The sequence below is a fragment of the Streptomyces sp. genome, assembly GCF_035563135.1.
Taxonomy (GTDB): Bacteria; Actinomycetota; Actinomycetes; order Streptomycetales; family Streptomycetaceae; genus Streptomyces.
This window is the reverse complement of the sequence record NZ_DATMVN010000604.1, coordinates 1-19,048: the sequence shown is the minus strand read 5'-3', so window position 1 is coordinate 19,048 and position 19,048 is coordinate 1. Positions and strand designations below refer to the sequence as shown.

At 70.4% G+C, this 19,048-nt stretch carries 18 protein-coding genes and 1 tRNA gene; 10 read left to right on the top strand and 9 right to left on the bottom strand.

All coding sequences use genetic code 11. The features are described 5' to 3' along the window. Positions 1-477, bottom strand: a 477-nt coding sequence (locus VN520_RS27005) for a LacI family DNA-binding transcriptional regulator (RefSeq protein WP_325749559.1), incomplete at its 3' end; no start/stop codon positions are given. 795 nt (positions 478-1,272) lie between these two features. On the opposite strand from VN520_RS27005, the gene VN520_RS27000 reads away from it, so the two are divergent. The 3 genes from VN520_RS27000 to VN520_RS26990 all read left to right on the top strand — a co-directional run bounded on the left by VN520_RS27000 (position 1,273) and on the right by VN520_RS26990 (position 3,936). Continuing rightward, the gene (locus VN520_RS27000) at positions 1,273-1,701 is read left to right on the top strand and encodes a hypothetical protein (RefSeq protein WP_325749558.1); all 429 of its coding nucleotides are present in this window, start codon (positions 1,273-1,275) and stop codon (positions 1,699-1,701) included. Positions 1,702-1,849: 148 nt separating this feature from the next. Continuing rightward, positions 1,850-2,440, top strand: coding sequence for a carbonic anhydrase (locus VN520_RS26995; protein ID WP_325749557.1), 591 nt, complete (start codon positions 1,850-1,852; stop codon positions 2,438-2,440). 8 nt (positions 2,441-2,448) lie between these two features. Next, positions 2,449-3,936, top strand: a complete 1,488-nt coding sequence (locus VN520_RS26990; RefSeq protein WP_325749556.1) for a SulP family inorganic anion transporter — start codon at positions 2,449-2,451, stop codon at positions 3,934-3,936. A 1,207-nt stretch (positions 3,937-5,143) separates the two neighbouring features. Here the strand turns inward: VN520_RS26990 and VN520_RS26985 are convergent. Next, a tRNA-Leu gene (locus VN520_RS26985) sits at positions 5,144-5,231 on the bottom strand. 760 nt (positions 5,232-5,991) lie between these two features. Here VN520_RS26985 and VN520_RS26980 point away from each other — a divergent pair. From VN520_RS26980 to VN520_RS26950, 7 genes are all read left to right on the top strand, one after another. Next, a complete protein-coding gene (locus VN520_RS26980; RefSeq protein ID WP_325749555.1) occupies positions 5,992-7,176 on the top strand; it encodes an ATP-binding protein in 1,185 nt (394 codons plus the stop codon). Next, entirely contained in the window at positions 7,173-8,018 is an 846-nt protein-coding gene (locus VN520_RS26975; RefSeq protein WP_325749554.1) for a roadblock/LC7 domain-containing protein, read from the top strand. Before VN520_RS26980 ends, VN520_RS26975 begins: the two co-directional genes overlap by 4 nt. Further along, positions 8,011-8,388: a DUF742 domain-containing protein gene (locus VN520_RS26970; RefSeq protein ID WP_325749553.1), complete on the top strand. Its 378-nt coding sequence runs from the start codon at positions 8,011-8,013 to the stop codon at positions 8,386-8,388. The genes VN520_RS26975 and VN520_RS26970 overlap by 8 nt, the downstream gene beginning before the upstream one ends. 3 nt (positions 8,389-8,391) lie before the next feature. Continuing rightward, entirely contained in the window at positions 8,392-8,952 is a 561-nt protein-coding gene (locus VN520_RS26965) for a GTP-binding protein (protein WP_325749552.1), read from the top strand. A 12-nt stretch (positions 8,953-8,964) separates the two neighbouring features. Next, entirely contained in the window at positions 8,965-10,350 is a 1,386-nt protein-coding gene (locus tag VN520_RS26960) for a cytochrome P450 (protein WP_325749551.1), read from the top strand. A gap of 92 nt (positions 10,351-10,442) precedes the next feature. Continuing rightward, positions 10,443-11,690, top strand: a complete 1,248-nt coding sequence (locus tag VN520_RS26955) for a cytochrome P450 (RefSeq protein WP_325749550.1) — start codon at positions 10,443-10,445, stop codon at positions 11,688-11,690. Continuing rightward, entirely contained in the window at positions 11,687-12,460 is a 774-nt protein-coding gene (locus tag VN520_RS26950) for an enoyl-CoA hydratase/isomerase family protein (RefSeq protein ID WP_325749549.1), read from the top strand. The genes VN520_RS26955 and VN520_RS26950 overlap by 4 nt, the downstream gene beginning before the upstream one ends. 243 nt (positions 12,461-12,703) lie before the next feature. On the opposite strand, the gene VN520_RS26945 is transcribed toward VN520_RS26950, so the two are convergent. From VN520_RS26945 to VN520_RS26915, 7 genes are all read right to left on the bottom strand, one after another. Continuing rightward, on the bottom strand, positions 12,704-13,780 hold the full coding sequence (locus VN520_RS26945) for a sugar phosphate isomerase/epimerase (RefSeq protein ID WP_325749548.1): 1,077 nt from the start codon (positions 13,778-13,780) through the stop codon (positions 12,704-12,706). A 2-nt stretch (positions 13,781-13,782) separates the two neighbouring features. Then, positions 13,783-15,219 (bottom strand): alkaline phosphatase family protein, encoded by a 1,437-nt coding sequence (locus VN520_RS26940; protein ID WP_325749547.1) that lies wholly within the window; start codon positions 15,217-15,219, stop codon positions 13,783-13,785. Further along, positions 15,216-16,391 (bottom strand): metabolite traffic protein EboE, encoded by a 1,176-nt coding sequence (gene eboE / locus VN520_RS26935; RefSeq protein WP_325749546.1) that lies wholly within the window; start codon positions 16,389-16,391, stop codon positions 15,216-15,218. The genes VN520_RS26940 and eboE overlap by 4 nt, the downstream gene beginning before the upstream one ends. A 3-nt stretch (positions 16,392-16,394) precedes the next feature. Next, the gene (locus VN520_RS26930; protein WP_325749545.1) at positions 16,395-17,243 is read right to left on the bottom strand and encodes a TatD family hydrolase; all 849 of its coding nucleotides are present in this window, start codon (positions 17,241-17,243) and stop codon (positions 16,395-16,397) included. Beyond that, positions 17,240-17,872, bottom strand: coding sequence for an EboA domain-containing protein (locus VN520_RS26925; RefSeq protein WP_325749544.1), 633 nt, complete (start codon positions 17,870-17,872; stop codon positions 17,240-17,242). Before VN520_RS26925 ends, VN520_RS26930 begins: the two co-directional genes overlap by 4 nt. Next, a complete protein-coding gene (locus VN520_RS26920; protein WP_325749543.1) occupies positions 17,866-18,729 on the bottom strand; it encodes a sugar phosphate isomerase/epimerase family protein in 864 nt (287 codons plus the stop codon). The genes VN520_RS26925 and VN520_RS26920 overlap by 7 nt, the downstream gene beginning before the upstream one ends. After that, positions 18,726-19,048 (bottom strand): hypothetical protein (locus VN520_RS26915; protein ID WP_325749542.1); only part of this gene is annotated, 323 nt, incomplete at its 5' end. The genes VN520_RS26915 and VN520_RS26920, both read right to left, overlap by 4 nt.

Here is a 19,048-nt window from a genome sequence, read left to right as displayed (position 1 = left end):
GTCGGAGCGGACGACGGGGATGTCCACCCCCGGGATCCAGCGGTCGACGAAGACCATCGGGGTGCCGGTGCGTGCGACGTCCAGCAGCAACGGGGACCCGCCGTCGGCGGGTGAGACCAGGAGTCCGTCGATCCTGCGGTCCAGGAGCGTACGGACATGGTGGTCCTGCTGTTCGAGCCGCTCGTCGGCGTTGCCGATGATCACGCTGTAGCCGAGCGCGCGGGCCTCCTCCTCCACGGAGCGGGCCAGTGCGGTGAAGTACGGATTGAGTACGTCGCTGATGACGAGGCCGAGCGTGCGTGTCTGGTCGGTACGCAGCGAGCGGGCCACCGCGTTGGGCCGGTAGCCGAGGGCGTCGACGGCGGCGAGGACGCGCCTGCGTGCGTCCGGGCTGACGGAGGGATGGCTGTTGAGGACGCGGGAGACCGTGGCGACAGACACTCCTGCCTGGGCCGCGACATCCTTGATGCTCGCCATTTCCGGACCACCTCCTTGTGGTTTCCGTGCGCCTCGAAACCAGCGGAACGAGCCGTGGAATCGATTACACGGGAGATTGGAATCGATTACACGGCTGAAAGCAACCCCCCGCCCCCTGTCCGAGACCCGATCGTGACCCGAGCGCCCGTGCGGCCTGCCGAAGGCCGCACGCACCCACGGCGCCGGGACCGGCCAGGGCCCCGAGGGGTGGACCGACCGACCGGAGTCCCGAGGGGCGGGCCGACCGGCCAGGGTCCCGAGGGGCCGGCCGGCCTCCCCGTCCATTCCTGCCGACCGGAAAGGGCTGCTCGGAGGAAGGGGCGCCCGTGTCCGGAAATAGCCCTCCGGTTATCCGGAAATAGCCGTTCGCCCATGAGGATTCGATGGCCGCCAGTTCCCGCCCCCGGTCAGGCGGCCGCACGAGTCCTTGCCCGATAATCGGAGCACCCCTTCCGCGGAGCGCCCCTCTTCACCGGATCGCATGCACATACGAATTTCGGACACACCTATTCGGACAGGTCTGCCGCACGAGCGGGAGCGGGCCGGAGGGCAGGCCGACACCCGTCGCGACCTGGTCCTCCGGGCCTCGCACCGGAACGGCCCCGGCCCGCTGACGCCACGGCGGGGAAAACGAACCGGCGGCCGCCTTTCCCGGCGAATGGGTTTTCGGCGCAGGCGATTACACCCTTTCATCGCCCTACTTCCACACTCTTCACATACGGTTAACCTGACGGGAATTTACCCCTGTTAGCTTCTTCGTCAACGAGACAGGCGGAGTGCGGAAGGAGGCGTGAGGTGCGCGATGCGACGGCTCGGATCGTGCTCTCGGTCCTGACCGCAATCCTGTTCGCCGTACAATTTCCGGCCCCGTCCGCGCCTTACGCATCCGCCCACGGCCTCGCCATCGCCCACAGCTCCTTCCCCGGCTCGCCTCAAGCGCATGCGGCCGGTCTCGAAGGCCAGGTCGGCACACAGACCGGGCGGGAGTACGCCTCCTGCGGTACCCCGGTTCACGAAGGGGACCCGAACGGCCTGTTGCGCACTCGTGACCGGCACCGCACCGTGGTCCAGGCCACCCCCGAGCCCCTCTCGCGCTGCCTGGTGACGGGTGACACCGCAGGCCGCCCCCCGGCCACGGCACCCGCCGCACCGGCCGGCTCGCACCGCACGTCGAGATCCTCGGTCTCCCGTTCTCCTGCCGCACTCCAGGTGTTCCGCTGCTGAGCTGATCCGCAGCGCGCACAGACCTCGCCCGCACGCTCCGCACCGCCAGGAGCGGTGCCGCGTGGTCATGTCGCCCTGCCCGCTCGCGCTCCCGTTCTCGTACGTACGCCGACGCGCCCTCAGCCGCGCGCCAGGAGGAACAACTGTCATGCAACCCCTCATCGATCACGCCCGGTCCTTCCGCGAGCAGTGCACGGAGCGTCCCGAGGAGTTCGCCCGGCTGGCCCAAGGCCAGTCCCCGCAGGTCCTGTTCATCACCTGCTCGGACTCCCGGGTCGTCCCCTCCCTCATCACCGGTGCCCGCCCCGGTGAACTCTTCGAGCTGCGGACCGCGGGCAACATCGTCCCCCCGTACGCCTCCGGGCAGCCCACGAGCGAGGCGGCCACCGTGGAGTACGCGGTGGAGGTGCTCGGGGTCACGGACATCGTCGTCTGCGGCCACTCCCACTGCGGCGCCGTCGGCGCTCTGGTCCGCGGTGACGACCTGACCGCGGTGCCCGCCGTGCGCGACTGGCTCGCGCACTCGGCTCCCCGCCCCGAGGGGGTGGCGGACGACCCGGCCGTGGCCGAAGCCGTGAAGAACCACGTGCTCACCCAGTTGCTCAGGCTGCGCTCCTACCCCTGCGTCGACAAGCGCCTGGCGGAGGGAGAACTGCGGCTGCACGGCTGGTTCTACGAGGTCCACACGGGAGCCGTGCTGACGCACGACGCGACCTCCGACACCTTCCAGACGCTGTGAGGGCCGGTATGGACCGCCGAACGTCTTTTCCTCATCTGCGGCAGGACTTCACCGCCTCGATCGTCGTCTTCCTCGTCGCCCTGCCGCTGTGTGTGGGCGTCGCCGTGGCCTCCGGCGTGCCGGCGGAGCTGGGACTGATCACCGGCATCGTCGGCGGTATCGTCACGGGCTTCATGCGTGGCAGCAGCCTCCAGGTGTCGGGGCCGGCCGCCGGTCTGACCGTGCTGGTCTTCGAAGCCGTCCAGACCTTCGGGCTCGCCGCGCTGGGAGTGATCGTGCTGGCCGCCGGGCTGCTCCAGCTCGCCATGGGCGCGCTGAAGCTCGGGCGCTGGTTCCGGGCCATCTCGCTCTCGGTCGTCGAGGGCATGCTCGCCGGCATCGGGCTCGTGCTCATCGCGGGCCAGCTCTACGCGGCGGCCGGTCTGGAGGCCCCGGCGTCCGGCCTGGACAAGCTGGCCGGGCTCCCCGGGGCCCTGGCCGAGGCCGTGGCGAGCACCGAGGCGCTCACATCGCTCGCGGTCGGCGCCGGCACCGTCGCGGTGATGGTGCTGTGGAAGCACATGCCCGAGCGGGTGAGGGCGGTTCCCGGTGCCCTCGCCGCAGTCGCACTGGCCACGCTCGTCTCGTTCGTGTTCGGTCTGCCGGTCGCCGAGGTCGAGGTGCAGGGTCTGCTCGACGCCGTCCAGCCGCCCGGGCTGGACGCGTTCGGCGAGCTGGCGAGCGTGGGCATGCTCGGGACAGTGCTGGCCTTCACCCTGATCGCCTCCGCCGAGAGCCTGTTCAGCGCGGCTGCGGTGGACCGCCTCCATGACGGGCCGCGCACGCAGTACGACAAGGAGCTGATGGCGCAGGGGGCCGGAAACACCGTGTGCGGGGTCCTGGGCGCCCTGCCGATGACCGCGGTCATCGTGCGCAGCTCCGCCAATGTCCAGGCGGGCGCGAAGACCAAGGCGTCCCGGGTCCTGCACGGCGTGTGGCTGCTGCTCTTCGCGGCACTGCTGCCGTCGGCCCTCGCGCTCATACCGCTGCCGGCCCTGGCCGGGATCCTCGTCCACGCGGGCTGGAAACTGATCCCGCTGCGCACCGTCGCGACGCTGTGGCGCGGTCACCGGGGCGAAGCCCTCATCCTGGTGGCGACGGCCGTGTCCATCGTCACGGTGAACATGTTCGAGGGTGTCCTGATCGGCCTGGCGCTCTCCGTCGCCAAGACGGCCTGGGACGCCTCGCACGTCGGTCTGGACGTCATCGACAAGGGAGCCGGCCCCATCCAGGTCCACCTGTCGGGGAACGCGACCTTCCTGAGGCTGCCGAAGATACTCGACAGCCTGGAGAACCTGCCCCAGGACCGGCCCGTCGAGCTGGATCTCTCCGGCCTGCACCACCTGGACCACGCCTGCCGCGCGGCGCTGGAGAACTGGGCGGCGCGGCACAGTTCCCCCGGCACGGAACCCGTGCAGCTGACCGAACCGGTCATGGCGAAAGCCACCCACGGCTGACGCCGTGGAGGCCCCGGCCGCGCGTCTTCAGGCGCGCGGCCGGGGCCTTACGCCGTCGGTGTCCGGCTGATGTCCGAGGGGGACTTGGACTCTCCACTCGGACATCAGCCTTCACCCACCCCGACCTGGGGAAACACCCGCCTACAGGCTGGGCTTGGGCGGGTGTCCCTCCGGTTCTTCCCTGCTGTTCCAGCCGCGCTCAGGCGGTTGTTGGTCATGCGTTGGTCACGTGACCGACTGTCCTCGGCATCGTGACGGACGACCGGCTGACACTCGCGGCAGGCGGCCGCGACCATCTGTCCAGTGGTGCGCCGGGCAGTGTCGGCGCGCGCGTGGTGTTGGCGGTGAGGCGCGACCGGTCTACCCGACAACGCGAATACCCGCGTTCCCTGGTAGACGCGGCTTGTCGCACCGCTCTAGCGTCGTCGTCGACAGAGAGCGGCCCTGCATGACATCGCTGAGCATCTGAGGGTGTTCGAACTGTACGAACGACATGCTCTCTTCGGTGAAGATGCGAGGCGCGTGCTCACCGAATGGGCGACCCTCTTCCGTTCATGATCTTTATCCCGTAACGCGCACAACTGGCCGACCGGCCACGTGGTCGATGGATCATCATCTGTGTTCGCGATGGTGATCCGCGATGAGTAGTCACAGGCTCCTGTCCCTCCCCCGTGATCACGGCGGCGCGACGCGGCAGGGGCAGGCCGGTTGTCCCCCGACCGGACAAGCCTTGGGCAGGAGGCAGGACGTGTCTCCGTCTGAGCTGACGTGCTCAGGCCCTCGCCCCGGTCCGCCCTCGTGTGCGGGGTGCCGTGCAACCACCCGGCGCACGGTGAGGGACACGGCCCCTGTCGGTCACCCCGTGGCCGGCAGGGGCTTTTCCGTGCCCGGACATGACGACGCCCCCGACACGTACCCCAGGGGCTCGTAAGAACCACTGTCCGCCTGTCTCAGACACTCTCGCCGATGCCGGTACAAAGGGGCAGCGGGAGACCCCCGGCGCCGTGGCGAGGGCGCTCACGCTCTCTCCCTTGGCATGCCGGGCAGGAGTTCCGGCCGGATGCCGTCCGCCTGAAGGATGCCGGAGCGGGCCCACCCGGCCCGCCGTCCCTGATCCGGCCTGGGGATTCGTTCGGCCGTTGGCCACCTGGCCGGTCACGCCGCAGCCCGGGAAACAGAAAAACCCCACATGAAGTGGGGTTCCTGCTGGTGTCCGAGGGGGGACTTGAACCCCCACGCCCGATAAAGGGCACTAGCACCTCAAGCTAGCGCGTCTGCCATTCCGCCACCCGGACAAGGTGTCTGTCGTCCCGGGGTGTTCCCCGTGGCGACAAAGAAAACAATACCAGGGGTTTGGGGTGCCCTTCACCTGCGTTTTCGGTGGTCAGTGCGGTGCGGGTGCTCCCAGTAGCGTCTGACGGCGCCGCGTGTACGGACCGTGGTGGGCCGTGTACCAGGAGCAGGCGGCAGCGCTGCGGGACCGACGGGGTCGCATACGGCTCAGCCGGGAGGCGCCGGGGTGGATCGAGCTCACGGATCTCGCGTTCGAGGAGATCCGGTGGCGCGTGGCCGCGAAGGCCACCGGCGGTACGACGGCTGCCGGCCGGGCCGTCCGCCCCCGGAAAGCGTGGAAATCCCGGCATCACCGGGACTCGGGCGGAACCACAGCCTCCGGTGCGGACGACAGGCCTCCTGTTGCCGATACCCTCGCCACAAGTGACAGGTGGTCACTCCTCTACGCGATCTTCCGTGAACGATTGAGGTCCAGCAGCGGAAGGCGACGGAAACGGACTGCGGCCGGGCGAACACGCTTCTCAACAAGGCTTGTTACAGGACGTGTTGTCGCGCGCACGGCCGGAGTCCCCGCTTCCGGTGAGAGCGCGATCCGGTGATAGCATCCCGGCATCTGCGATCTTGATCCACTGGATTCAGATGCTGATTTGCGATCGACGGCCTGCTCTCCACACAACAGCGGCCTGGCAGCACCGAGTGGCTGTGTCGCGGGCCCCAGGGAGGCATGTCCGTCGCCGTCCGCCTGCGCCGGGAAAGGTTTCCATGAATCAAGACGCACTCGTGTGGTGCATGGTTGCGGTGACGGTGATAGCCGTTGCCGCCGTTGTGGCACTCGCCGCCCGTAACAGAGCCCTAGGGGCGAAGAAGCAGCAGTCCGAGGCCGAGCTGAGGCACCAGCTGCACACATCCGACAGTCGGCTCCACCTCTCCCACGCCGAACTCCAGCGCTTCAGGAGCGAACAGGACGGAACGCTCCGGGAGGCCAAGGAAGCGGCGGAGGAGAACACCAAGGCGGTCCTCAAGGGCGCGGCCAGCTTCCTGCAGAGTCTCGCGGCGGAGCAGACGACTCTCCTGGACAGCATCCAGCGCAAGTACGGCGGCCACGCCGTGCTCAGCGATCTGCTCGAGGTGAACCACGCCAATGCGCAGATGGCCCGCAAGGCGCAGGGCATCGCGGTCATGTGCGGTGCGCCGCTCGGCCGCCGCAACAGGCCCGCCAGCGTCTACGACGTGGTGCGCAGCGCCCAGGGGCAGATCCGTAACTTCCACCGGGTCTCCGTCATGCAGCAGACCGCCCTCGCGCTGAAGGCGTCCGCGGTGGCCCCGGTGGCGCTCGCGGTCGCCGAGCTCCTTGACAACGCTGCCAGCTTCTCCCAGCACGACGCACCGATCGAGGTGACGTTCCAGCGGGCCCAGAACAATCTGTGCATCGTCATCGACGACGCCGGTGTCGGCATGAATGACGAGGACCGCCAGCGGGCGACCGATCTCCTGTCCGGCGATGTCGTCCCCCGCCTTTCGCAGCTCGGGAACCAGCCCAAGTTCGGATTCCCCGTGATCGGCCTGATCGCTCGACAGTACGGCTTCAAGGTGGATGTCACCGGAGTCTCCCGGTACGGCGGCGTCCGGGCCGTCGTCCTGCTGCCCGAGGAGCTGTGGACCATGGAGGAGACGCCGCCCGCCCCCGAGGCGCCCGTCAGCAGCATCCCGCGTACGGAAGGCCGGCCGCAGAACGGGACCGCGCGCACGACTCACGGACTGCCGAAGCGCGGAGCGCGCCAGGCTCCCATCGCGAGCGTGCCGGACCCGGTGGCCGTGCAGCCGGTGCCGCCGGCGCCCGAGAGGACCGGCCGTTCCTCCGGACGCAGCCTGGGGGCTTTCCAGCGCGGCACCCTGTCAGGCCGCAATCTCGATTCCACGTCGCCCGAAGGGTCCGAAGACGCATGACCGCAGACCTGTCGTGGATGCTCGAGGACATCGTGCAGAACGTGCCCCGGGCACGGCACGCCGTCCTGTTGTCCGCGGACGGCCTCCCCCGCGGGTCCACCGAGGGCCTGGCCGAGAAGGAGGTGCGCACCATCTCCGCCGCCATGGCCGGCATGCAGTCGCTCAGCCGGGCCACGGCTCACTTCGCCGGACCGGAGAAGGACCGGCAGTGGAGCCAGACGATCATCGAGTTCTCCCACGGATGGAGCTTTCTGATCGGGGCCGGCCAGGGTGCCTATCTGGCCGCGGCCGCGGCACCCGATGTGGACATGCAGCAGATCTCCTTCCGTATGCACCGCCTTGTCGCCCGCCTGGGGAACAACCTCACCTCGCCCCCCAGGGTGAGTGCCGGGGATGACGCCGGTACGCGGAGCACCGGGGCGGACCGGCGCAAGGGCCCGGGCGATTCGGGTTTCGTGCTCGCCGATCTCGACCGGGTGATCACCGATGTGCAAGGTGCCCGTCACGCGGTGCTGCTGGGCTCCGACGGGCTGCCCCGCGGGGCGACCAGCGGGCTGGACAGGGACATGGCGGACACGATATCCGCGGCGATGACGGGCATCCACGCCTACAGCAGGGTCACTTCACAGTTCGCGGGTGTCCAGGAGGACGCCGCGTGGCGGCAGACGGTCATCGAGTTCCAGCACGGCTGGATCTTCCTGATATCGGCGGGTACAGGGGCCTTCCTGGCCGCCGCCGCCGAGCACGACTGCGACATCGAGGAGTTCACCACCCGCCTGCACGAGGTGATCCCGAAGCTGGCCCCGTCGGCTGCGGGGGGAGAGGGGGGGTCCCATGCCTGACGAGCCCGAGCTGGAGCTGACCTCCTCGTTAGTCCCCCTCTTCGTCATCACCAACGGACGCGCCCTGCCCCCGGACCACGAGTACGAGCACACCACACTCGTCATGGCGTCGCAGGACGCGGCGGCCACGGCACGCACGCTCTCTCCCGAAGCCGGCCAGGTCATGGCCCTGATCGCCGAGGGCTTCCTGTCCGTCGCCGAGGTGGCCGGCCACACGCACCTGCCGCTGGGCATCGTGCGCATCCTGCTGGCGCAGTTGGAGGAGGACAGCCTCATCCTCGTGAGGAGGCCGATACCTCGCGCCGAGCATGTCGACAGAGAACTGGTCAGCGCCGTGCTCGAAGGCCTGAAGAATCGATTCGGAGCGTAACGCGTGTACCTGGATCCAGACGTCTCCCACGCGGTGAAGATCCTCGTGGTCGGGCACTTCGGGGTCGGGAAGACCACCTGCATCGCAAGTCTCTCCGAGATCGAACCGCTGCGGACCGAGGAGGAGATCACCGAGGCCAGCGAGGGATTCGACGACCTGTCGGGCACACCGCACAAGAAGACCACCACCGTGGCCATGGACTTCGGCCGCCTCACCCTCAGCGACTCGCTGGTCCTCTACCTCTTCGGAACGCCCGGGCAGGAGCGTTTCAAGGAGATGTGGGAGGAGCTGTCGCGGGGTGCTCTGGGCGCGCTGGTCCTCGTGGACCCCGAGCGCCTGCACGAGTCCTTCCCCGTCCTCGACCTGGTCGAGAGTTTCGGCCTGACGTACGCCATCGGCGTCAACCATTTCGAGGGGACCACGGACTACCCGCTCGACGAAGTCCGCGAGGCGTTGAACCTGACCGCCGACACGCCCGTCGCCAAGTGCGACGTCCGCGATGAAGGAACCTCGGCGCAGGCCCTCATCACCCTCGTCGAACATCTCATGTCCCAACTCGGCTAGGAGCCCCGCACCATGCAGCAGCCGCTTGACCCGCAGGAGATACCTCCCGGGTGCCCCGCGCACGAGAACGTCCGGCTGTACGGCCCCTCGTTCGGAGCCGACCCCGACGGCCACTACGCGCATCTGCGCTCGTTCGGCCTGAGCGCACCCGTCGACATCGCCCCGGATGTGGAGGTCGAGCTGGTCACCAGCTATGACGCCGCCCTCTACGTCCTGCAGAACCCCGCGTCCTTCGTCCGGGACTCCCGCCGCTGGAACGCGCTGAACGAAGGCCGCGTCCCGGCGGACAGCCCCGCCCTGCCGATGATGAGCTACCGCCCCAATGCGCTGTTCAGCGACGGTGCGGCCCATGCCCGGCTGCGCCAGGCGGTCACCGACAGCCTCTCCACGGTCAACGAGCTCCAGCTCGTGAGGCAGACGCAGCAGTCCGCCGACTACCTGATCAGCCGCTTCAGTGGCGAACCCCGCGGCCAGGCGGAACTGATGGCGGAGTACGCCCAGCCGCTGCCGTTGCTGGTCTTCAGCGAGCTGTTCGGCTGTCCCCCGGAGATCGGTGACCGGGTGATCGCCGGGATCAGCGGCATCTTCGAGGGGGCCCCGGGCTCCGACGAGGTCCTGGGCGGGGCGCTCACCGAGCTGATCGCCCTCAAGCACCGCCGCCCGGCGGCCGACCTGACGACGCGCCTGATGGAGCACCCGGCCCGGCTGAGCGACGAGGAGGTGCTGCACCAGCTCGTGACCCTGCTCTCCGGTGGCACCGCCCCCCTGTCCGCCACGATCGGGAGCAGCAGCGCGCTGTACCTGGGCGAGGAATGGCAGACCGGGCTGCCGGTCGAGGACGCGGTCGCCCAGAGCCTGTGGAACTACGCGCCGATCGCCAACTACGCGGCTCACTATCCGGTCCATGACGTCGAACTGGGCGGCAGGACCCTGCGGGCCGACGACCCCGTACTGATCTCCTTCGCCGCGGCCAACACCGACCCCCAACTGACCGAGCACCGCCGGCAGCTCAGCGCCAAGGCCCATCTCGCCTTCGGTGCGGGCCCGCACGCGTGCCCCGCCAAGGACCCGGCGTTCATGATCGCGGTCACCGCGGTCGAGACCCTGCTCAACCGGCTGCCGGACATCGAGATGCGTGTTCCGTTCAAGACCCTCGCCTGGGTGCCGAGTCCGTGGAGCCGCTCGCTGGTGACCCTCCCCGTCCGGTTCACTCCGCAGACCCAGCCGGTGGCCGCCGCCCGCCCCGGCCAGGCGGCGCAGCCGGCCGCCACGTCCCAGCAGGGCTCATCCGCCGGGCAGCCCTCCGGGACCCGCGGCTCCCAGCCGCAGAACTCCGCTGCTTCACAGCCCAAGGGCGGCCTCTTCAGCCGTTTCCTTGCTTGGACGAGGGGGGAGTGATTTTTGTTACCTCCTGATGCCCCTGTGTTATTGGATGCTTCAACGATCTTGTGGGTATGCATGGCGGCTGGTTCTAGAAAGGAGCCGTCATCATGAGCGTCACCACAACCCCGTCATCCGACCGCAGGGCGTCCGTCTCCCTCTTCTCGCGTCTGCGGACGGCAAAGGGACAGGCCGACCCCTTCCCCCTATACGAGGAACTGCTGACGAGGGGCGAGGTCAGCCCGGCCCCATGGGGTGGCTCCCTCGTCACCGGCTTCGCCGTCTGCGATCAGGTACTACGCAGCCGCGACTGGCTGGAACCCGACAAACACTGGCGTGAACGGCAGGGTTCGGGCACGCGCTGGAACGCCTCCTCCTCGCAGGAGATGAGCAGCACGCTGGCCGCGCTCAATCCTCCCGACCACACACGGGCCCGCCGGGCGGCCGGAACGTTCGACCGGGCCACGGTGGAACGGATCGGCCGGTCGGTGAGCCGGACGACCGATCAGCTCCTGAACACCCTGGCGGAGCGGTTGCGGGACGGGGAGGCGGACTTCTCGGCGCTCGTGGGTGAGGAACTGCCGGTCGCCACCATCGGCGAGTGGCTCGGGCTGCCCGCTGCCGACTGGCCCCGCCTGCGGAAACTGACGCATGACCAGGTCTTCACCCAGGAACTGCTTCCGTCGGCGAGCCAGCTGGCCGCGTCGGACGCGGCCACGGCCGAACTGCGCGCCTACTTCCTCGACCTCGTGAAAAGCCGGCGCACCCGCCCCGGCGAGGACCCCGTGTCCCGCTGGATAGAGTCCTGGGACTCCTTGGAACCCGACCGCGACAAGGCCGACGAAGCGGTCTACTTCCTGGTGCTGTTCGTCCTCCTGGCCGCCCTGGAGACCACCGCGACCCTCCTGACGACCATGACGCTCCTGCTCGTCGAGAGCCCGGCGCGCTGGGACCTGGTCGCGGACCGCCCCGGTCTGGTCCCCGCGTTCGTGGAGGAGACACTGCGCTACGACCCGCCCACCCACGTCATCAGCAGGGTCGCCGCCGCGGACTGCGTCCTGGGCGGGATGGAGATACGCAAGGACGAGATGGTGCATCTCATGGTGGGAGCCGCCCACCGGGATCCGGCGAAACACAGGGAGCCCGGCAGGTTCGACCCCTTGCGCCCGCCCGCCCACCTCGCCTTCAGCGGCGGAATCCACTACTGTCTCGGCGCCCCGCTGGCCCGGCTGGAGGCCCAGACCCTTCTCCGTCAGCTCATCCGCCGTCTGCCCCGTCTCACTCTCGTACGCCGCCCGACGATGGCCCCCAGGGTCGCGTTCCGGCGCCCGCTGAACCTGGATGTCGCCCTCGCATGAACGAAACCGCCGGTACGCTCACCAGTTCCTCCCGAAAGGCGATACGCGTCGATGAGGACGGCCCCGTGCTCCATGTCCGGCTCAACCCCTGGGGCCAGGAAGACACCCTGGACGCCGCCGTCCTGGACGATCTCCTCCGCCTGCTCGACGACCTGCACGACCGCCCGGACATCCGTGTCCTGGTCCTCTCGTCCATGGGTACGGACTTCTGTCTGGGAGCCGACCGCAACGAGTACCAGGCTGCGCTGACCGCGGATCCCGGCGGTTCCGCGCTGCGGCGCATCGTGGACAAGGCCCAGCGGCTGTGCCAGGCCCTGGAGAACACCCACGCCGTCACCATCGCCAGGCTCCACGGCCGGGTGATCGGTGCCGGGCTCGCGCTCGCCTCGTTCTGCGACCTGCGTGTGGGCGCGGACACCTGCCGGTTCCGCATGCCGGAGGTCGGGATCGGACTCCCCCCGGCCTGGGGAGGGGCGATGGGCCGCCTGGTCTCCGAGGCCGGTGCCGCCAGGATCCGCGAACTCATGCTGACCTGCGACGTGTTCGACGCCGACGCCGCTCACCGGATCGGCCTCCTCCACCGGACCGCCCCGCTCGACCGGCTGGACGAGGCCGTCGGCGCCTGGACGAGGCCCCTCATCCGGCGCGCCCCCGAAGCCCTCGTCCTCACCAAGCGCATGCTGGCCGGCTTCGCGCGAGCCGACCGGACGGCAGACACCTCCCTGCTCGACTCCCACCTCCTGAGCGCCCACCTCAACCAGCGCCGGTGACCGGCCCGGGCCCCGGCTCCGCCACCGGGGCTCTGCCGTCACAGCCGACGGCAGAGCCGGCCGCAGGTCACGACAGGTCGAGCGGGAGCCCGGTCACGGCATGAGGGGGTAGTCCGGGAAGTCGCCCGGCAGCCTCTCCTCCCCCGGGCCGCCGGTCACGGTCCGGACGAGGAGTTCTCCCTCTGCGAACGCGCCGCGCCAGGAGGCGGAACCGGGCCCCACGCGCATACGCGCGCTCAGCCGTCAGTCGCCGCAGCGGCCCTGGCGGAGCGAGTGCAGGTGCTCGCTGGACTTCCGCGCGAAGGCGAGGGAGTCGACCGGGTTGTCGTGCTCGGTCTGCCAGTGGTGGTAGGTGCGGCCACGGTGCGTGCGGGTGGTGACCCGGCTCAGGAAGTTCTTGTAGTCGATGTCGCCGTCGCCGACGTCGGTCATCCTGTAGCCGTCGCGGACGGAGTCGTCCCGCGTGCCGTCCTTGACGTGGAAGAGGGGATAGCGGTCGGGCTGCTTGAGCACGTAGTCGATGGGGTCGAAGGGGGCCGGGGTGCCGTCCGCCCGCTTGCCGAAGCGGAACTGGGCGCAGAACGCCCAGTAGATGTCCATCTCCAGGTAGACCAGGTCGGGGTCGGTCTCGGCGAGCAGGACGTCGTAGAGGCGCACCTTCGGCTTGTCGGTGGCGAAGGAGAACTCCTCCGCGTGGTTGTGCTGGTAGAACTTCATGCCGCGCTTGCGGGCGGCGGCACCGTAGGTGTTGAAGTCCTCGGCCGCCCGCTTCCAGCCGTCGACCGTGGAGCCGTAGCGGAAGGGCCCGGAGGCGGTGCCGATGTGCTTGAGGCCGAGGGCTTCCGCCTCGTCGAGGACCTTGGTGAGGTTCTGCGCGAAGGAGTAGGCACCGGGGTTGTTGTCGTCGTAGTAGTTGACGTGGCTGCCTATGGGGTTGAGGCCGTGGTCCTTGGCCAGCCGTTCGAGCTGGGCGAGCGTGAGGGCGCCGGCCGAGCCCTGGGTGTACCCGGCGAACTCGATCTCGTCGTAGCCGTACTTCTCCAGCTCGGCGAAGACCGGGGCGAAGCCGAGAGTGGAGATCTTGTCGCGGAGGCTGTAGAGCTGGATGCCGAGGCGGCCGGGGGGCAGAACGGCCCGGCCCTTGCCGTGGCTGTTCCCGTGTCCGTGGCCCTGGTCGTGTCCGTGGCCCCCGTGCGGGCCCGCCGCCTGGGCGGCGGCGCCGCTGAGGAGGGTCGCGGCCGTGGCTCCGGCGGCGACGCCCAGGACGTTGCGGCGGCTGAGTCTGCGCGCGAGCTCGGGGTCCTTCGGGGTGCGGCTCATGATCACAAATCTCCCTGTGAACGTGCGGACGGGGTGGACGGCCGGTGCAGTCCGGCAAGCTGGAGCAGCAAGGACTTCACTTCGGTGGCCTGGACACGGCCGGAGAACGCGTGGGGGGTGGAGCAGAGGATGAGCGGGCCCTCGTCGTCGCTCGCGGGAAGGCGGCCGTGGCTGCCGCGGACAGGTGAGGGGTCCAGGGGGACGACCGCCATGCGGTAGCGCATCCCGAGTTTCTTGCGGGCGACCGCTGCGGCTGCCTTGACCCGGACGTAGGGGTCCTGGGGGTCCATGAAGAGCTCCACGGGGTCGTAGCCCGGTTTGCGGTGGATCTCGACGAGCTGCGCGAAGTCGGGTGCACGGTCGTCGTCGAGCCAGTAGTAGTAGGTGAACCAGGCGTCCTTCTCCGCCACGGCGACGAGTTCGCCGGAGCGGGGGTGGTCCAGATGGTGGGCCTTCTTGCCCTCGTCACCGAGGAGTTCCGCGATGCCGGGCAGGTCCGCGAGGGCTTCCCGGGTCGCTTCGAGGTCCTCGGGCCGGCGTACGTAGATGTGGGCGAGCTGGTGATCGGCGACGGCGAAGGCACGGGAGGCCATCGGGTCGAGGTACTCCATGCCGTCCTGGGTGTGGACCTCCAGCAGGCCCGCGCGGCGCAGCGCGCGGTTGACGTCCACGGGCCGCTCGACGCGCGTGATGCCGTACTCGGAGAGGGCGACGACGGTGCGGCCCTCGGCTCTGGCGTCGTCCAGCAGGGGTGCCACGGCGCGGTCGAGGTCGGCTGCGGCCCGGTGGGAGCGGGGGTCGTCGGGGCCGTGGCGCTGGAGGTCGTAGTCGAGGTGCGGGAGGTAGCAGAGGGCCAGGTCGGGGGTGCGGGTGGTGAGGATGTGCCGCGTGGCGTCGATGATCCACTGCGAGGAGACGAGGTCGGCGCCGGGTCCCCAGAAGTGGAAGAGGGGGAAGGTGCCGAGCTTCTCCGTGAGCTCGTCGTGCAGCGCCGGGGGCCTGGTGTAGCAGTCGGGTTCCTTGCGGCCGTCGGCGTAGTACACGGGGCGGGGGGTGACGGTCCAGTCGGTGTCGGCGCCCATCGCGTACCACCAGCAGATGTTGGCGACGGTGTAGCCGGGGTGGGCGCGCCGGGCGGCGTCCCAGAGCTTGTCGCCTTCGACGAGCCCGTTGTGCTGGCGCCACAGGAGGACGTCGCCGAGCTCGCGGAAGTACCAGCCGTTGGCGACGATGCCGTGTTCGGCGGGGGTGGTGCCGGTGAGGAAGGTGGACTGGGCGGCGCAGGTGACGGCGGGCAGGACGGTGGTCAGGGGTGCCTGCGCACCGGCTCCGGCCATGGCCCTCAGGTTCGGCATGTGCGCCAGGAGCTGGGGGGTGAGGCCCACCACGTCGAGGACGAGGAGCGGGGTGGGGCGCGTACCTGCTTCGGGGGCGGTCAAGGGAGCTCCTTCAGTCCGAGGTCGACGAGGAGGTCGCGGGCGAGGGTGAGTTCGGCGGCGATGCCGTCGGCGAGCTGGGTGCGGGTGCGCGGCCGCAGCTCGGCGGGGAGCGCCTGCCAGGTGTACGTCTCGACTTCGAGGTGGCGGGTGAGGGGTGCGGGCCCGCCGACGAGCCGGTTCAGCGCGGACCGCAGGACGGGGAGGGTGGAGGTGAGCGGAGGCGCCGGCGGTGCGTGCAGGGGGACGTGGAAGTGGGAGCGCCAGGGTGTGCTGTCGGGGAGGGCGCCGCCGGACACCGCCTCGTCGAGGTCGTCGGTCCCGTGCAGGCCCGACGCGGTGAGCGTGCGCGTCTGGTGCAGGAAGCGGGGTTCGGCGAAGGCGCCCAGGGCGGCGCGCACCTCGGGCAGGTGCGGGTGTTCGGCGTGCAGTGCCGCGGAGAGCTGGGCCTTGACGACGGGGACCCCGGCCGTGTGCAGGGCGTCCAGCGCGGTGTCCGGGTCCTCGAAGGAGGTGGCCAGGTGACAGGTGTCGACGCAGATGCCGATGCGGTCATGGCCCACCGCGGTGAGGGGGCCGATGGCGTCGGCGGTGGTCTCCACGGTGCAGCCCGGTTCGGGTTCGAGACCGATCCTGATGGATTTGCCGGTCAGTTCGGCGAGGGCGTCGAGGCGCTGCGCGAGCGCGGTGAGGTGTCTGCGCGCCGTGGCGGCGGCCGTGGGGTCGCCGGTGAACGGGGTGCGCCAGGCGATCGGCAGGGTGGAGACGGTGCCGTCGGTGACGTCGTCGGGGAGCAGGGCGGCGAGCAGCCGGGCCAGGTCGGTGGTGTGGGCGAGCCGCTCGGGATCGGTCCAGTCCGGTGTGTAGACGCGGTACTTGACCTCCTGGGCGCCGAAGCCCTCGTAGGGGAAGCCGTTGAGGGTGACGACCTCCAGGCCTCGGTGGTCGAGCTCGGCGCGCAGCGAGCGCAGGGCGGCGGGGTCGTTGATCAGGGCGCGGGCGGCGTCCTTGGCGAGCCAGAGGCCGATGCCGAGGCGGTCCCGGCCGAGCCGTCTGCGTACGGGCTCGCAGTGGTCGCGCAGTTGCGCGCGGACTCCTTGGAGGGTCTCGGCGGGATGCACGTTCGTGCAGTACGCGAGGTGGACGACGGAGCCGTCGGGGTGGCGGAAGCGCATGCTTCACTCCCCGCCGCGGAGGATGGAGTTTCCCTCGTGGAGCGGGCCGGGGGCGGCGGTGTCGAGCTGGAGCCGGCCGCTCTGCCCGTAGAAGGCGACGGGGTTGCGCCAGAGCACCTTGTCGACGTCGTCCTCGTCGAATCCGGCCTTCAGCATGGTGTCGGCCACCTTGCGGGTCTTCAGCGGGTCGCTCTTCCCCCAGTCGGCGGCCGAGTTGACGAGGATCCTGTCGGTGCCGTGGTTCCGCAGGACCGTGATCATGCGGTCCTCGTCCATCTTGGTGTCCGGATAGATGGAGAAGCCTGCCCAGCAGCCGCTGTCGAGGGCGTCCGTCACGGTCGTCTCGTTGAGGTGGTCGAGCAGGACGAGCTCCGGGGAGAGGTCCGATTCGCGGATGACGTCGATGGTGCGGTGCAGGCCGGCGAGCTTGTCGCGGTGCGGTGTGTGCACGAGCGCGGGAAGAGCGTGGTCGGCGGCGAGTTGCAGCTGGGCGGCGAGGGCGGTGTCCTCGGCGGGGGTCATCGAGTCGTAGCCGATCTCACCGACGGCGACGACGGAGTCCTTGACGAGGTAGCGCGGCAGGGCGTCCAGGACGGGGGTGCAGCGGGGGTCGTTCGCCTCCTTGGGATTGAGGGCGAGTGTGCAGTGGTGCGCGATGCCGTACTGGGAGGCACGGAAGGGTTCCCAGCCGAGGAGGGCGTCGAAGTAGTCGAAGAAGCTGGCGGGCGAGGTGCGGGGCTGGCCGAGCCAGAAGGAGGGTTCGACGAGGGCGCGCACCCCGGCGTCGTACATCGCCCGGTAGTCGTCCGTGGTGCGGGAGGTCATGTGGATGTGGGGGTCGAAGATCCTCATCGGGGTTCCTCCGTGGGCGTGGGGGTGGGCGCCGGGGCCGTGAGATCGAGGACGGTCCGAAGACCGGCGGGTACGGGACGCCCCGCCGCGGTGCGTTCGGCTGCGAAGTCACTGAGCATGCGGGCGAGTTCGGCGTCCCCGCGGGCTCGCTCGCCGAGCCGGTCCAGGGCCTCGGCCGGGACCCCGGTGAAGAGGCACTTGAGGACGGCGTGCCGCCAGCCGTGTGCGTCGAGGTGGGCCGCGCCGTACGGGCCGACGGCCGCTGCGACCAGCCGGGTGTCGTTGGTGCGCAGGGCGTCCTCGACGAGCGGCAGTGCGGTGGCGCCGAGGTCGAGCCGGTGCAGGGTGAGGAGGACGGCGCGGCGTTCGGCGGCGGTCCCCTGCTCGTAGAGCCTGGTCACGGCGGGCAGCCCGGCGCGGGCTTCGACGAGCAGCAGGGCACGGACGGAATCGGCGTGTTCGAGTCCGCAGTGCCTTCCCGCCGAGGCGAACCGCAGCTCCCACGGCGGGCTGCCGCTGTCCGCGCCGGGGTGGGCCGCGGCGTGCGCGGCTTCGGCGAGCGCTTCGTCGAGCCAGGCCCTGGCGGCCCCCCGGAGCCGGTCGTCGAGTTCCTTGCGGCTGCTCAGCACGGTGCGGCTCCGTTCGTCGGCGCGGCGGCCCGGCGCAGGAAGTCGATGGAGCTGCGGGCGAGTTCGGGGCCCGCGTGGGAGTGGCGGGGCAGTTCGACGACGGTGAGGCCGGCGTATCCGCTGGAGGCGAGCGCTTCGAGCACCGGCGGGAAGTCGATCTCGCCGTCACCGAACGGCAGGTGTTCGTGGACGCCGCGTCGCATGTCCTCGATCTGGACATGGCGCAGCCAGGGGGCGGCTTCCTTCACGCAGTCGACGGGTGATTCGGGTTCCAGGCACTGGCAGTGGCCGATGTCGAGGGTGAGTCCGAGCGGGCCCGGGTCGCCGAGCAGGGTGCGCAGGTGGTGGAAGTCGGCGAGTGTGGCGAGGAGGTGGCCGGGTTCCGGCTCCACGGCGAGGGGGATGCCCGCACGGTCGGAGGCGTCCAGGACGGGGGCGAGGGCGTCGGTCAGCCGCTGCCACGCGGTGTCCGTGGTGGTGTCCGGCGGCGTGAGGCCGCTGAAGCAGTGCACGGCGTGGGCTCCGAGGCCGGCGGCCACCTCGACCGCCCGGACGAGGAGTGCGGTGCGGGCCGCGCGGGCCTCGGGGTCGGGGTCGAGGAGGGAGGGCCCGTGCTTGCGCCGGGGGTCGAGGACGTAGCGCGCGCCGGTCTCGACGGTGACGCCGAGGCCCAGGCCGGTGAGTCTGCGGGCGACCTGGCGGGTGCGGGCGGCGAGGTCGGGGGCGAGCGGGTCGAGGTGCATGTGGTCGAGGGTCAGGCCGACCCCGTCGTAGCCGAGGTCGGCGAGGAGGCCGAGGGCGTCGTCGAGCCGGAGGTCGGTCAGCCCGTTGGTGCCGTAACCGAGGCGGAGGCTCATGTCGGGCTCACCTTCCGCGCGAGCGCGCGGGCCACGGGGACGAGCCCCATGACCGCGAGCCCGGCCAGGGGTGCGCCGGCTCTGGCGGCGAGTGCGGCCTGTAGAGGGATCATGGCGCGGATACCGCCTCCGACGGCGCGTTGGGTCAGGGGCGGGGAGGGGTTGAGGGCGGCGTGGAGCAACGGGGTCGCACAGGTGCGGAGGTAGGCGCCGGTGAAGGCGGGGATCAGCAGCCGTCCGGCGGTGGTGCGGGGCGGCTCCCCCGGCATCGGCCGGCCGCGCAGGACGGCGGCCCCGAGTCCGGCCGCACCGGCCAGTG